Annotated in this window: 13 protein-coding genes; 7 read left to right on the forward strand and 6 right to left on the reverse strand. The window is 67.7% G+C overall.

Annotation, left to right across the window (positions count from 1 at the left end; genetic code table 11):
- Window positions 1-99: 99 nt before the first annotated feature.
- Together fumC and GGQ97_RS02510 are read right to left on the reverse strand one after the other, a co-directional pair.
- Window positions 100-1491, reverse strand: coding sequence for a class II fumarate hydratase (fumC, locus tag GGQ97_RS02505; protein ID WP_168067483.1), 1392 nt, complete (start codon window positions 1489-1491; stop codon window positions 100-102).
- 97 nt (window positions 1492-1588) lie between these two features.
- Window positions 1589-2074, reverse strand: coding sequence for an SspB family protein (locus GGQ97_RS02510; RefSeq protein WP_168067484.1), 486 nt, complete (start codon window positions 2072-2074; stop codon window positions 1589-1591).
- Between the two features lie 51 nt (window positions 2075-2125).
- On the opposite strand from GGQ97_RS02510, the gene GGQ97_RS02515 reads away from it, so the two are divergent.
- On the forward strand, window positions 2126-2503 hold the full coding sequence (locus GGQ97_RS02515) for an HIT domain-containing protein (RefSeq protein WP_168067485.1): 378 nt from the start codon (window positions 2126-2128) through the stop codon (window positions 2501-2503).
- Window positions 2504-2605: 102 nt separating this feature from the next.
- Window positions 2606-4189 (forward strand): amino acid permease, encoded by a 1584-nt coding sequence (locus GGQ97_RS02520; protein ID WP_168067486.1) that lies wholly within the window; start codon window positions 2606-2608, stop codon window positions 4187-4189.
- A 79-nt stretch (window positions 4190-4268) separates the two neighbouring features.
- On the opposite strand, the gene GGQ97_RS02525 is transcribed toward GGQ97_RS02520, so the two are convergent.
- On the reverse strand, window positions 4269-5261 hold the full coding sequence (locus tag GGQ97_RS02525) for an adenosine kinase (protein ID WP_168067487.1): 993 nt from the start codon (window positions 5259-5261) through the stop codon (window positions 4269-4271).
- Between the two features lie 119 nt (window positions 5262-5380).
- Between GGQ97_RS02525 and GGQ97_RS02530 the strand changes: the two genes are divergently transcribed.
- On the forward strand, window positions 5381-5731 hold the full coding sequence (locus tag GGQ97_RS02530; RefSeq protein ID WP_168067488.1) for a hypothetical protein: 351 nt from the start codon (window positions 5381-5383) through the stop codon (window positions 5729-5731).
- Here GGQ97_RS02530 and queG read toward each other — a convergent pair.
- Window positions 5715-6767 (reverse strand): tRNA epoxyqueuosine(34) reductase QueG, encoded by a 1053-nt coding sequence (gene queG, locus GGQ97_RS02535; protein WP_168067489.1) that lies wholly within the window; start codon window positions 6765-6767, stop codon window positions 5715-5717. The genes GGQ97_RS02530 and queG overlap by 17 nt on opposite strands.
- Before the next feature lie 40 nt (window positions 6768-6807).
- On the opposite strand from queG, the gene GGQ97_RS02540 reads away from it, so the two are divergent.
- Window positions 6808-7746 carry an ATP-binding cassette domain-containing protein gene (locus tag GGQ97_RS02540; protein WP_168067490.1) on the forward strand — a complete coding sequence of 313 codons (939 nt, stop codon included), beginning with the start codon at window positions 6808-6810 and terminating at the stop codon, window positions 7744-7746.
- Window positions 7743-8957, forward strand: coding sequence for an ABC transporter permease (locus GGQ97_RS02545; protein WP_168067491.1), 1215 nt, complete (start codon window positions 7743-7745; stop codon window positions 8955-8957). The genes GGQ97_RS02540 and GGQ97_RS02545 overlap by 4 nt, the downstream gene beginning before the upstream one ends.
- On the opposite strand, the gene GGQ97_RS02550 is transcribed toward GGQ97_RS02545, so the two are convergent.
- Window positions 8954-9535, reverse strand: a complete 582-nt coding sequence (locus GGQ97_RS02550; RefSeq protein WP_168067492.1) for a GGDEF domain-containing protein — start codon at window positions 9533-9535, stop codon at window positions 8954-8956. The genes GGQ97_RS02545 and GGQ97_RS02550 overlap by 4 nt on opposite strands.
- A gap of 126 nt (window positions 9536-9661) precedes the next feature.
- Between GGQ97_RS02550 and purE the strand changes: the two genes are divergently transcribed.
- Together purE and GGQ97_RS02560 are read left to right on the forward strand one after the other, a co-directional pair.
- The gene (gene purE / locus GGQ97_RS02555; RefSeq protein ID WP_168067493.1) at window positions 9662-10135 is read left to right on the forward strand and encodes a 5-(carboxyamino)imidazole ribonucleotide mutase; all 474 of its coding nucleotides are present in this window, start codon (window positions 9662-9664) and stop codon (window positions 10133-10135) included.
- Entirely contained in the window at window positions 10132-11187 is a 1056-nt protein-coding gene (locus GGQ97_RS02560; RefSeq protein ID WP_342448429.1) for a 5-(carboxyamino)imidazole ribonucleotide synthase, read from the forward strand. Before purE ends, GGQ97_RS02560 begins: the two co-directional genes overlap by 4 nt.
- A 67-nt stretch (window positions 11188-11254) precedes the next feature.
- Here the strand turns inward: GGQ97_RS02560 and GGQ97_RS02565 are convergent, their stop codons facing one another.
- The gene (locus GGQ97_RS02565) at window positions 11255-14053 is read right to left on the reverse strand and encodes a M16 family metallopeptidase (protein ID WP_168067495.1); all 2799 of its coding nucleotides are present in this window, start codon (window positions 14051-14053) and stop codon (window positions 11255-11257) included.
- Between the last annotated feature and the right edge of the window lie 98 nt (window positions 14054-14151).

A 14151-nucleotide genomic window follows, 5' to 3' on the forward strand; every position in this document is an offset into this window, starting at 1 on the left:
CAACGCTGTTGTTCTGCTTTTGTTCTTATTCGCGCGAGTCCGCGAACAGAGTCAATCGGGCGACTCGACAACCCGAAGCAGCGTTGCGAGGACGGCGCTCTACCGCCCGATCATCGTCTCGGGCCGGACCACCCGGTCGAAGGTCTCGGCATCGACCAGCCCGAGCTCGAGCCCGGCCTCCTTCAGCGTCTGCCCCTTCTTGTGGGCATGCTTGGCGATGGTCGCGGCATTGTCGTAGCCGATCTCGGGCGCGAGCGCGGTGACCAGCATCAGCGATCGCCCGACCAGCTCGGCGATCTGCGCCTCGTTGGCGGTCATGCCTTCGACACAGCGTTCGGCAAAGCTGACCATCGCGATCGACAGCAGTTCGACCGACCGCAGCACGTTGGAACCGATCAGCGGCATGAACACGTTCAATTCGAAATGCCCCTGCATCCCGCCGACGGTCACCGCCTGGCCGTTGCCGATCACCTGGGCGCAGACCATCGTCAGGCTTTCCACCTGGGTCGGATTGACCTTGCCCGGCATGATCGAGCTGCCCGGCTCGTTCTCGGGCAGGCTGAGTTCGCCGAGGCCCGAGCGCGGGCCGGAGCCGAGAAAGCGGATGTCGTTGCCGATCTTGGTCAGCGCCACCGCCAGCGTGGCGAGCGCGCCGTGGAAGAAGACGAGGCCATCGCGCGCGGCCATTTCGGCGAACTTGTTGGGGGCGGGCTCGAACCGGCTGCCCGCAATGTCGCTGATCGCCGCGCACATGTCGTCCGACCAGCCGGCGGGCGCGTTGAGCCCGGTGCCGACCGCGGTGCCACCGATCGCGAGCTTGCGCAGATTGCCTTCGAGCGCGCCCTCGATCCGCTTGCGGCAATTGACCAGCTGCGCGGCATAGCCCGAAAATTCCTGGCCCAGCGTCAGCGGGGTCGCATCCTGGGTGTGGGTGCGGCCGATCTTGACGATCCCGTCCCACGCCTTGGCCTTGGCCTCCAGCGCAGCAGTCAATTGCTCGAGCGCGGGATAAAGCTGCTGCTCGGCGGCCAGCACGGCCGCGACGTGAAGCGCGCTCGGGAAACTGTCGTTGGAGCTCTGGCTCTTGTTGACGTGATCGTTGGGGTGGACCGGGCTCTTGCCGCCCTTGCCCTGTCCCAGCGCCTCGTTGGCGATGCCCGCGATCACCTCGTTGACGTTCATGTTGGTCTGGGTGCCGCTGCCGGTCTGCCAGATGGTGAGCGGGAACTGATCGTCGTGCTGACCCGCAATGATGGCCGAAGCGGCGCTTTCCATCGCATCGGCAAGCTTGCCGTCGAGGCCATGCTTGCGGTTCACCCGCGCTGCCGCCTGCTTCACGATCGCCTGCGCGTGGACCAGCCGGATCGGCATTCGCTCCCGCTCCCCGAACGGAAAGTTGCCGAGGCTGCGCTGGGTCTGCGCCCCCCAATAGCAATCGGCAGGAACCTCGATCGGGCCGAAGCTGTCGGTTTCGGTGCGGGTGTTGGTCATGCGTTCTCCGTAGCCCGGTGGCGCGGGCTGCCTGTTAGCTGTCGGAGAGCGCTAAAGAGGATGGCGATGGCCGGATCAAGCCCAGCCGGCCCCAGGCTCATTTCTTGCGAGTGAAATCCACCGAGACGACGTTGGAGCCGTCTTCCACCGGCACCGCGACCGGGACGTCGTTTTCGGCGTCGTCATGGTCTTCGTGGCCATCGTTCTCGGCCCCATTGGCCTGGAACTTGAGGCTGAAGTCGACCGCCGGATCAACGAAATCGGTCACCGCCGCGAACGGGACCCGAAGCATCGCGGGCACGCCGCCGAAGCTCAGACCCACCGTGAAGAAGTCGGGCGCGACATGCAGGTCCCAGTAACGGTGCTGGATGACGATGGTCATCTCGTCCGGGAACCGCTGGGCGAGATGCTTGGGAATCTCGACCCCTGCCATCCGCGTGCGGAAGGTGATGTAGAAATGGTGGCCGCCCGGAAGCGATCCGCCCTTCTCGACCGAGGACAGCACTCTCCCGACCACATCGCGCAGCGCTTCCTGCACGATCTCGTCATAGGGAATCAGGCTTTCTGGACTCTCGTCGGCCATGCGTCGAACTGGTAGCGAGGCGCCCAACAGGGTCAACCGGGAAACGCGTTCATGCCAATCGATCACAAGCAGCCGTACGATGACAGCAACATCTTCGCGCGGATCCTGCGCGGCGAGCTGCCGTGCCGCAAGGTGTTGGAAACAGACCATGCCCTGGCCTTCCACGACATCAATCCGGTGGCCGCGGTGCACGTGCTGGTGATCCCCAAGGGCGCCTACGTCAGCTGGGACGATTTCGCGGCCACCGCGCCCGAAGCGGAAATCGCCGGCTTCGTCCGGGCGATCGGCGAGACCGCCCGGCTGGTCGGTGCAGAACCGCAGGGCTACCGGATCCTCGCCAACAGCGGCAAGCGCGCCGGCCAGGAAGTGCCGCACCTCCATGTCCACCTGTTCGGTGGTCAGCCGCTGGGACCGATGCTCGCGCGCTGAAGCCGGACCCCTGTGGCGGGCATGTGACAGAGGGATTGCACAGGCGGAACTAGCCGCTAGGCTCCGCGCCGATTTCACATCCAAGTTCTCGGGGGAGCCTTCATGGCCAGTGCCGCGCCAAAGAAGACACTGATTGGGCGAATGTTCGCCCGCAAGTCGATCGCTCAAGTTCAGCAGGAGTCCGCGTCGAGCGAACTCAAGCGGACGCTGGGCAAGTGGAACCTGCTGCTGCTCGGCGTCGGCTGCATCATCGGCGCGGGCATCTTCGTCCGCACCGGCAGCGCCGCCGCCCTGCACGCCGGCCCGGCTGTGCTGCTGAGCTTCGTGGTGGCGGGCATCGTCTGCGCGTTCGCGGGCCTCTGCTACGCCGAACTCTCCTCGACCCTGCCAGTCTCGGGGTCGGCCTACACGTATGGCTACACCACGCTGGGCGAATTCGTCGCCTGGATCATGGGCGCGCTGCTGCTGCTCGAATACGGGCTTGCGGCATCGGTCGTGGCGGTCGGCTGGGGCGGCTACGTCGTCAGTCTGCTGGCCGACTTCGGGCTGGTCATTCCGCCCCAATTCACCGGGCCCGCCGGCTACACGCTAATGAAGGAAGGCGCGCCGGTGCTAATCAACGGCGCCGAGGTCGTCACCCTGTTCAACCTCCCCGCCTTCCTGATCTGCCTTGCGCTGTCGGTCCTGCTGGTGGTCGGCGTGTCGGAATCGGCCAAGGTCAACAACGCCATCGTCGCGATCAAGGTCAGCGTGCTGGTCGCCTTCATCGTCGTCGGCGGCCTGATCGTCCTGTCCAACTTCGGTGACCTCGTCACCCGCAACTGGACCCCGTTCATTCCGGAAAACACCGGCGAGGGGCAATTCGGCGTCGACGGCATCATGCGTGCCGCCTCCATCGTCTTCTTCGCCTACATCGGCTTCGAAGCGGTCTCGACCGCCGGGCAGGAAGCCAAGGATCCCAAGCGCGACATGCCGTTCGGGATCATCGGGTCGCTGATCGTCTGCACCGTCATCTACATGCTGGTGGCCGCGATCATGACCCTGCTGGTGCCCTACGCCCAGCTCAACGTGCCTGACCCCGTCGCCGTCGTCGTCGACAACTTCGGCCCGACCTGGAGCTGGCTGGCCAAGATCATCAAGATCGGCGCGATCATCGGCCTGACCTCGGTCGTGCTGGTGCTGATGTATGCCCAGACCCGCATTTTCTACACCATGGCCCGTGACGGCCTGCTGCCGAAGGTGTTCGCGACGGTCCACCCGCGGTTCAAGACGCCGTACATCAACACCATCCTGGTCGGCATCATCACCGCCATCGCCGCCGGCTTCTTCGACATCAACGTGCTGGGCGACATGACCTCGGTCGGAACGCTGGCGGCCTTCGCCATCGTCTGCCTGTCGGTGATCTACCTCCGCCGTTCCGCGCCGGAACTGCCGCGCGGGTTCAAGGTGCCGCTTTATCCGATCCTGCCGATCTTCGGCATCCTCTCCTGTCTGTACCTGATCACCACCGTTCCGTGGAACGTGCTGGTGTTCTTCATCTGGTACATGCTCGGCATGACCGCGCTGTATTTCATCTACGGCATGCACAACAGCGAGCTGGGCAAGGGCCACACCGTCACTGCCGACGGCGAAATGCCCTACTTCCCCGAGGACAATCCCGACGGGGGCACCGTGACCCGCGACTAATCTCGCGGGCCTCGGCCAAAAAAGAAGGGCCGGTGCAGCGATGCACCGGCCCTTTCTGTTTGCCCAGCTGAGCGGCGGCCTAGAGAATGTCGCCAGCAAGCGCCTTGAGGTCAGCCTCGGGACGGGCGCCATAATGCTGGATCACTTCCGCCGCGGCGATCGCGCCGAGACGGATCGAGGCTTCGAGGCTGAGCCCGCGGGCCTGGCCGGCGAGGAAGCCGGCGGCGAACAGGTCCCCCGCACCGGTAGTGTCGACCAGGCGCTCGATCGGCTCGGCCGGGACCGAGGCGCGCTCCGAACCGGCAACCGCCACCGCACCCTGCTCGCTGCGGGTGACGGCCAGCACCGGCACCTTGGCCGACAGGCTGGCGAGGGCCGCCTCGAAGTCGCTCTCGCCGGTCATCGCCAGCAGTTCAGCCTCGTTGGCGAACAGGATGTCGACCTTCTTCTCGTCGAGCAGACGGTGGAAGCCGTCGCGGTGGCGGTCGACGCAGAAGGTGTCGCTCAACGTAAAGGCGACCTTGCGGCCTGCCTCGCGCGCAGCGGCGATCGCGGCTTCCATCGCGGCCCGCGGCACTTCGGGGTCCCACAGATAGCCTTCGAGATAGAGGATGCCCGCATCGCGCACGGCATCGAGGTCGATGGCGTCCGGCGACAGCTGCTGCGCCGCGCCGAGGAAGGTGTTCATGGTCCGCTGCGCATCGGCGGTGACCAGGATCAGGCAGCGCGCGGTGGCGCCGACGTCGCCTCGGGCCGGAGTGTCGAAGTCGACACCCAGGCTGCGGATGTCGTGGCGATAGATGGCACCGAGCTGGTCGTCGGCGACCTGGCCGATGAAGGCGGTCTTGATGCCAAACGCGGCAAGTCCCGCCGCGGTGTTGCCGGCCGACCCGCCGCTTGCCTCGCGGCCCGGACCCATCAGGCCGTAGAGCCGCTCGGCCTCGGCCTCGTCGATCAGCCGCATGCTCGCCTTGTCGAGACCCTGCGCCTCGAGAAAGGCGTCGTCGGCATCGGCGATCACATCGACGATGGCATTGCCGATGGCGAGCACGTCGTAGCGGGGAGCGGTCATGGGCAGTCCTGATTGTTGGAAGTGGCGCGCGCCCTACCGCCATCCGGCCATTCAGGGAAGGTCAGGGACCGCGCCGCTAGCCATTGCCTCCCTTCCCCCGTGATGACAAAGCCCTGCCCATGCGCCGCCTGTTTCCGCTTGCCGCCCTGTTCGTCGGGGCCTGCGCCACCACTCCCCGACCCGCCCCAGCACCGACGCCAGGCGTTCCGGCGCCGGCGGAGGTACGGACCAACCTCAGCGGGCTGACCGAGGCCGAGCTGCTCGGCCGCTTCGGCCCGGCGCCCTTCCGGGTGCGCGAGGGAAGCGGGCTCAAGCTGCAGTGGCAGAATGCGAGCTGCGTGCTCGACACCTATCTGTACCCGCCGGTCAACGGGGCCGGCGCGGCGACTGTGCTGCATGCCGACGCGCGGCGGCCGGGAACGGGCGAGACGGTGGCGGTCGAAGGATGCGTGGTCAGCCTGACCCGCTGAGGAGCCTGGCGCTGGCCCATTCGGCGGCTTCCGCCACCACCGGATCCTCGTCCCCGCGCAGCGCCTCGACCCGCGCCGCCAGCGCCAGGTCGCCGCTGTTGCCCGCCGCGATCAGGCAGTTGCGCAGGAAGCGCCCGACTCCGATCCGCTTGATCGGACTGCCCGAGAACAGTTCGCGGAAGCTCGCGTCGTCGAGCGCCAGCAAATCCCCCAGGGCCGGCGCGACCAGTTCGGCGCGGGGCAGGAAGGCGCGATTGGCCTGCGCCTGCGCGGCGAACCGGTTCCACGGGCAGGCGGCGAGGCAATCGTCGCAGCCGTAGATGCGGTTGCCGATCGCCTCGCGATATTCGAGCGGGATCGGGCCCGAATGCTCGATCGTCAGGTAGGAAATGCACCGCCGCGCATCGAGCCGGCCCGGCCCGTCGATCGCCCCGGTCGGGCAGGCCACCATGCAGGCGCTGCAACTGCCGCAATGATCGCTTGCCGGCAGGTCGGGCTCCAGCTCCAGCTCGGTGAAGATGACGCCGAGGAACAGCCAGTTGCCGTGGGTGCGCGACAGGAGATTGGTATGCTTGCCCTGCCACCCGATCCCGGCCGCTGCGCTGAGCGGCTTTTCCATCACGGGGGCGGTATCGACGAATACCTTGAGCTCGCTTGGGCAAGCGTCGACGATGAAGCGGGCGAGCGCCTTCAGCGCCTTCTTGACCGTCTTGTGATAGTCGGCGCCCTGGGCATAGACGCTGATGCGGCCAAGCGACGGCTCCGCCTCCAGCGCGCGCGGATCGCCCGCGGGGGCATAGCTCATCGCCAGCGCGATCACGCTGTTCGCCTCCGGCCACAAGCCCTGCGGACTGGCCCGCTGGCCGGCGCGCTCCTCCATCCAGCCCATCGCGCCGTGGCGCCCTTCGGCCAGCCACTCGCGCAATCGATCGCCCGCCTCCGGCACCGCATCGGCACGCGCGAAGCCGCACGACACGAAACCCAGCCGCTCGGCCTCGGCGCGTATCCGTTCCTTAAGGCTTGCGGGTTCAAGCACCGGCGCTCACTACAAGGGCACGTGCGGGGAGGCCAGTCGAGTGCAGCGTGAAGCAGAGGCCGCAGTCGAAGCGCGCGACCTCGTAAAGATTTTCGGGACCAAGCGCGCGGTCGACGGGGTGAGCCTGCAAGTGCCGGCGGGCAGCATCTTCGGACTGCTCGGCCCCAACGGCGCGGGCAAGACAACCACGCTGCGCATGCTGCTGGGGATCATCGACCCCGATAGCGGCACCCGCAGCCTGCTCGGCCGCTCGGCCCCGCTGACCGCCGCCAACGAGGTCGGCTACCTGCCCGAGGAGCGCGGGCTCTATCCTTCGATGACCGCGCGCGAAGCGATCGCATTCATGGGCGCACTGCGCGGACTGCCGATCGCCGAAGGCCGCCGCCGCGCCACCGCCCTGCTCGCCGATCGCGGCCTGGCCGAGTGGGAGAAGAAGCCGATCCGCACCCTTTCCAAGGGCATGGCGCAGACCGTCCAACTGCTCGGCACCCTGGTCCACAAGCCGCGCCTGATCGTGCTCGATGAGCCCTTCTCCGGGCTGGACGCAATCAACCAGGAGAAACTGGAAGCGCTGATCCGGGCGGAGGCCGAGGCCGGCGCAACGATCATCTTCTCGACCCACGTCATCGCCCACGCCGAACGGCTGTGCGAGCGGATCGCGATCATCGCCGCGGGCAAGGTCGCCTTCGCCGGCGCGGTCGACGAAGCGCGCGACCGGTTGCGACCGGTAGTCCGGCTGCAGACCCGAGCCGGGGACGGCGCCTGGCGGGCCGCGCTTCCCGCCGGGGCGCGGCAAGTCGGCCGCGAATGGCGGTTCGAGCTTCCCGAAGGTGGACCGGAGCCTCTGCTCCGCGCGCTTATCGACGGCGGCGCGGGGATCGACACGCTGTCGATCGAGCGGCCGGGCCTGCACGACGCCTTCGTCGCCATCGCCGGCGCCTCCGCCGCAGCCGAGATGGGCAAGGAGGTGCCGGCATGACCCGCCACCTCAACAAGCTCCAGGCCGCCTTCGTCATCGCCCGGCGCGACTATACGGCGACGGTGTTCAGCCGCGCCTTCCTTTTCTTCCTTCTCGGCCCGCTGTTCCCGATCCTGCTCGGCGTGCTGTTCGGCGGCATCGGCGCCAAGGTTGCCAGCGATACGGAGCGGGTCCGGGTGGCGGTAATCGCCGCGCCGGCTGAATTCGCCCGCGTCGAACGGGCGCGGATGGAACTCGCTGCGCTGCCCGGCACCGGTCAGTTACCGCTGCTAAAGGCTGCGCCGCTGGGCACCGATTACAAGAGCCTCCTCAACGACACTGACGGTTCGGTGATTGCGGTGCTCGAGTATCCGTTCAATGCGCCGTCGCTGATCGGCAAGGTCAGTGGCAGCGATCCAATAGTGGGGCAGGTCCGGCTGATCCTCGACCGCGCGGCGAACGGGCCGACCCCTATCCCCGAGATCGGAGTCATCCAGCTCAGGCAAACCGCCGGCGCGACCCGCAACGCACGCGAGATCACCGCACGCGCCGGCCAAGCCTTGCTGTTCCTGCTGACCCTGCTGCTGTCCGGCATGCTGCTCAGCCAGTTGATCGAGGAAAAATCGAACAAGGTGATCGAGGTGCTGGCCGCCGCGGTGCCGGTAGAATCGATCTTCATCGGCAAGCTGTTCGCGATGCTGGCGATGAGCCTGACGGGAATCGCGGTGTGGATGACTGTCGCTATCAGCTTCCTGCTGCTGTTCGCGCCCGGGCTGTTCGCGGTGCTTCCGGTGCCGGCCATCGGCTGGCCGTTGTTCCTGCTGCTCGGCGCGCTCTATTACGGAATGAGCTACCTGCTGATCGGTGCCGCCTTCCTCGGGATCGGGGCGCAGGCCAGCACCGCGCGCGAAGTGCAGACTCTGTCGATGCCGGTCACCATGGGCCAGGTCGGGCTGCTGCTGCTGGCCAATTTCGCGATCAGCGATCCGCACGGCTCGGCCGGGATCGCCGCTGCCGCCTTTCCCCTGTCCTCGCCCTTCGCGATGATGGCGCGTGCAGCGCTGGACGGCGCGGTCCTGCCCCACCTGGCGGCGCTGTTGTGGCAGGGCCTGTGGGTAGCGCTGATGCTGAAGCTGGTGGCGGCCTGGTTCCGCCGCTCGGTCCTCAACAGCAGCGGCCCGCGCCCGCGCTGGTGGAAACGCGTGGAGATCCCTTCAGGCCTGCAGCCCTAGGCCGCGGCCTTCTGCTCGTACATCGCGCGGTCGGCGCGAACGAGCACGCTTTCGGGGGTGTCGTCGCCGCGGATTTCGGCGATCCCGATTGCCGCCGAGAGGGGGATGCACACCCCGCCGAAGCTGAAGCTGCTGCCGGCGATGCGGTCGGTCAGCCGGGTCGCGGTTTCGGTCGCCTGGTCGATGTCGACCCGTTCCAGCAGCACCGCGAATTCATCGCCGCCGAAGCGGGCCACCGTGTCGCTCTGGCGAACCCCGCCGGTCAGCAGTTCGGCGATGTGGATCAGCGCGGCATCGCCGGCGTCATGCCCGAAGCCGTCATTGACGAACTTCATCCCGTCCACGTCCACGAACAGCAGTGCACCGCCATCGCCATAGCGCTCGATCCGGTCGATCAGTCCTGCCAGCTGCCGCTCGAAACCGCGCCGGTTGGGGAGCGGCACCAGCGCATCCTGATGGGCCAGCCGGTCGAGCTCACCGACCCGTTGCTCCAGCTTCGCGACCGTGGCGCGAAGACGCGCGATCTCGGCCCACAGCGCGGTGGGGTCCTCGCCGACGACCTCGTTGCCAATACTCATGCCGTGCAAACCACTCCGCTGGCGGCCAAGCAGCCCATAACGCAGATCAAGCTGTTTTGGGAGCGGGTGACAGAATCGCGGCACGCCCCTAGGGAAGTGGCCGTTCGACCGGGGAGCGATACGCGAATGGACGTCGGGATCATCATGGGCAGCCAGTCCGATTGGGAAACGATGCGACACGCCGCGTCGATTCTCGAAGAGCTTGGCGTCGCTTATGAAGCAAAGGTGGTCTCGGCGCATCGTACCCCCCAGCGACTGTACGATTATGCGACAGGCGCAAAAGCGCGCGGTCTCAAGGTCTTGATCGCCGGCGCGGGCGGCGCGGCCCACCTTCCCGGCATGGCCGCGGCAATGACCCCGCTACCCGTCCTCGGAGTGCCGGTGGAGAGCAAGGCGCTGTCCGGGCTCGACAGCCTGTTGTCGATTGCGCAGATGCCGGGCGGCATTCCAGTCGGTACGCTGGCGATCGGCAAGGCTGGCGCGATCAACGCGGGCCTGCTGGCCGCGGCCATCCTCGGCCTCGCCGATCCGGCGCTCGCCGGCAGGCTTGAGGCATGGCGCTCCGCCCAGACCGATTCGGTCGCCGAGAGCCCGGAGTGATCGCGCCCGGCGGCACGATCGGGATCATCGGCGGGGGCCAGCTCGGCCGGATGCTGGCACTGGCCGCGGCGCCGCTCGGCTACAAGGTCCATGTGTTCGATCCCCATGAGCGGCCCTGCGCCGCCGACGTCGCCGCCGCCTTCACCCGCGCCGAATTCGACGATGTCGCCGCGCTGGAGCGCTTCGCCGCCGCCTGCGACGTCGTCACCTACGAGTTCGAGAATCTGCCGGTCGACCCCCTCGCGACCATCGCCGGCAAGCTTCGTCCGGGCACCGCAAGCCTCGCCATCGCGCAGGACCGCTGCGCCGAAAAGGCCTTCGTGGAAGGCGCCGGAGCGCGCCCCGCGGCATGGCGGGCGATCGAAGGGCCGGACGATATTGCCGCTGCGGTCGAGGCGCTCGGCCTGCCGCTGGTCCTCAAGACACGGCGCGACGGCTATGACGGCAAGGGCCAGGCCTGGCTGCGCTCGGCAGACGACGTCGCGGCGGTGTGGGACGACCTCGGCGGGCGTCCGCTGGTGGCCGAGCAGGCGATCGGCTTCGAGGCCGAATTCTCGGTCGTGCTGGCGCGCGGCGCCGACGGCGGCCTCGCCTTTTACGATTCGACCCGCAACACCCACGAAGACGGCATCCTCCGCCGCTCCGAATTGCCGGCCGGCGAGCTGATCGAGGGGCAGGTCGACCAGGCCCGCCGGCAGGCCGGCGCGATCGCCGAGCGGCTTGGCCATGTCGGCGTGCTGACGGTCGAATATTTCGCCTGCGCCGACGGCCCCTTGGTCAACGAGATCGCGCCCCGGGTCCATAACAGCGGCCACTGGACGATCGAGGGCGCAGTGACCTCGCAGTTCGCGCAGCATATCCGCGCCATCGCCGGACTTCCCCTCGGCAGCACCGCGCTGCGCAGTCCCCGCGTGGCGATGGACAATCTGATCGGCGACGAGATCGACGCCTGGCCCCAACTTGCCGCCGATCCGGCCGCTGCGCTTCACCTCTACGGCAAGGGCGCACCCCGGCCCGGCCGCAAGATGGGCCACGTCACCCGCATCGGCTGAGCCGCAACGAAAAAGGCCCGGAGCATCGCTGCCCCGGGCCCTTTCTCTTTCGAGCGACGACCGGCCCTTACTTGGGCTCGATCACCTGCACCGGATAGCCGAGCTTATCGAGCTGCGGCTTCACCTTGGCGGCGTCGCCGACGACCAGCCAGGTGAACCCCTTGGGGTCGATCGACTGGCGCAGCGCCGTGTCGATCCCGCCCTGGTTCAGCGCGCGGTAGCGAGTGGCCAGCTGCTCCTGATAATCGTCCGGACGGCCAAGCAGGCTGTTGGACATCATCGCCCCAAGCACCGCGCTCGACGTCTCGAAGCGACCCGGAAGCGTGTTGACGTTGTTGCTGACCAGACGCGCCAGCTCGTCCTCGGTCACGCCCTTGCCGCCCAGCAGGTCGGTCACCTGGCTGTTGAGCGCGGTGATCGAATCGCCGGTGCGATCGGCCTGGACCGGCGCGGTGATGGCATAGCCGACACCTTCGCGGGCGACATCGAAGCTGCTGCGGACGCCGTAACTCCAGCCCTTGGTTTCACGCAGGTCGGTGTTGATGCGCGACAGGAAGTTGCCGCCGAGCACTTCGTTGCCGGCCTGGGTGGCGATGATGTCGCCGCGCGGGTCGACCCCGGTGCTCTGGGCCGCGACGATCACCGACTGCGGCGCGCTGGGCACGTTCACGAGGTAGATGGTCGGCGACGTCGGACGGGCCGGGGCCGCGATGAACTTCTTGGTCCCCTTGGCCACGCCGGCCGGCGCCGCCCAGGTGCCGAACCGGCGCTCCAGCTGCGGAGTCAGCTGCGACAGCGGCAGGTTGGAAACCACGAAGATCTCGGCATTGTCCGGACGCAGCCACGCCTGCTGGAAACCGACGATGTCGTTGCGGGTGAAGCCCTTTACCGCATCGGCCGATCCGCTGCCGACGATCGCATAGGGGTGGTTGGCACCCCACACGAGCGACGGGATGATGCGGGCGGCGATGCCGTTGGGGTCGCGCTGCTGGGCGGCGATGCCGGTCAGCGTCTGCGCGCGAACACGCTCCAGCTCGGCCGGGGCATAGGTCGGCTGCTCGACCACGGTCTCGAGCAGGTCGAGGCTGGGGGCGAGATTGGCCGACAGGGCCGACAGGGTTACCGTGCTGCGGTCAAGCGACGAACCGGTGCCGATGCTGGCGCCGAGTTCTTCCTGGCGCTCGGCGATCTGCTGGCTGGTGAGGTTGCCGGCACCTTCGTCGAGCAGGCCCATGGCGAGGCCTGCGAGGCCGCGCTGGTTGGCGGCTTCGGCGGCCTGGCCGGCATCGAACGACAGCGCCATGGTGGTCACCGGGACCGCCGTGCGCTGCGCGTAGTTGACGCGGATGCCGTTGGACAACGTCGCGCGCTGGATCGTCGGGAAGTCGAGCGCGGCGAATTCGCCGACCGGCGGCACGTCGCGCTTGGTGGGCGGCGGCGGGGTGCCGACGCCCTTCTGCGCGGTCGGGCCCTTGGGCTCGATGGGAGCCGGGCGCTCACCCGGCTCAAGCCGGATCTTGAGCGGGGCGGCGGTCAGATACTGGCGGAACGCCGCCTGCACCTGGGCCGGGGTAACCCGGGCATATTCATCAAGCTGCTTGCGGAAGAAGTTGGGGTCGTTTGCGTAGAGCTGGCCCTGCGCCAGCGCGACGGCCTTGCCGCCGAAACCGCCGACCTGCTCGAGGCCCTTGATGGTGCCCGCCACTTCCTGGGTCGCAGCACGGCTCAGTTCGGCGCGGGTCGGACCCTTGGCGATGAAGTCGGCCATCAGTTCGTCGAGGCGCTTCTCGACCTGGGCCGGCTCAACGCCCGGACGGACGGTCGCCTGGACCTGGAACAGACCGACGCGATGCTGCGGCGACGCGCTGGCCGACACCGACACCGCCAGCTTCTCGTTGCGGACTAGCGCATTGTCGAGCCGCGAGCTGGCGAGGCCGCCGAGCACCGAGCCGCCCAGTTCAAGCGCAGCGGTCTGCTTGTCGAGCATTCCGGGGATCGCCCAGGTGCGGGTGAGAACGACCGCCGGCACGCGATCCTTCATCACGATCGTCTTGCCGCTGGCGGGCGGCACGCTGGCCATCGCCGGGGTGTTCACCGGACCGCGCTTGATCGCACCGAAATACTTCTGGACCAGCGGCCGGGCCTCGGCGGCGTTGATGTCGCCCGCCAGCACCAGCACCGCATTGTTGGGCGCATAATTGTCGATGAACCACTTTTGGACGTCGGCCAGGCTCGCAGCGTCGAGGTCGGCCATCGAGCCGATCGGGGTGTGGTGATAGGGGTGACCGGCCGGGAACAGGTTGCTGAAGATCTCATACTGGATCAGCCCGCCCGGGCGGTTGTCGCCCTGCCGCTTCTCGTTCTGGACGACGCCGCGCTGGTTATCCAGCTTGGCCTGGGTCACCGCGCCGAGCAGATAGCCCATGCGGTCCGATTCCATGAACAGCGCCTTGTCGAGCGCGGCCTTGGGCACGGTCTGGAAATAGTTGGTGCGGTCGAAGCTGGTGGTGCCGTTAAGGTCGGTCGCACCGATCTGCGTGGTATACTTGAAGTAATCGTCGGGCAGGTTCTCCGACCCGTTGAACATCAGATGCTCGAACAGGTGGGCGAAGCCGGTCTTCCCGGTGGGCTCGTCCTTGGAGCCGACATTGTACCACACGCTGACCGCGACCACCGGCGCCTTGCGATCCTCATGGACCACCACGGTCAGGCCGTTCTGCAGCTTGAATGTCTGGTTGGGGATCTTGACGTCCTTGACCAGCGTCGGAAGCGGCGCGGCGCCCTGCCCTTGCGCGGACGCGGGGGTGGCGAGCGCTGCGAGCGAGGCTCCGGCGAGCAGCAGCGGAAGTCGAACGGAATCACGCATGGGATTGAGGCTCCAAGAGAATCTTCGGCGGGTTGAGTGAGCGGAAAACGCGAAGTGAACGCCCGTTCATCGACCAACGGCGGCTGGGCTTCGACGGG

Source organism: Sphingomonas kaistensis, from assembly GCF_011927725.1.
Taxonomy (GTDB): domain Bacteria; phylum Pseudomonadota; class Alphaproteobacteria; order Sphingomonadales; family Sphingomonadaceae; genus Sphingomicrobium; species Sphingomicrobium kaistense.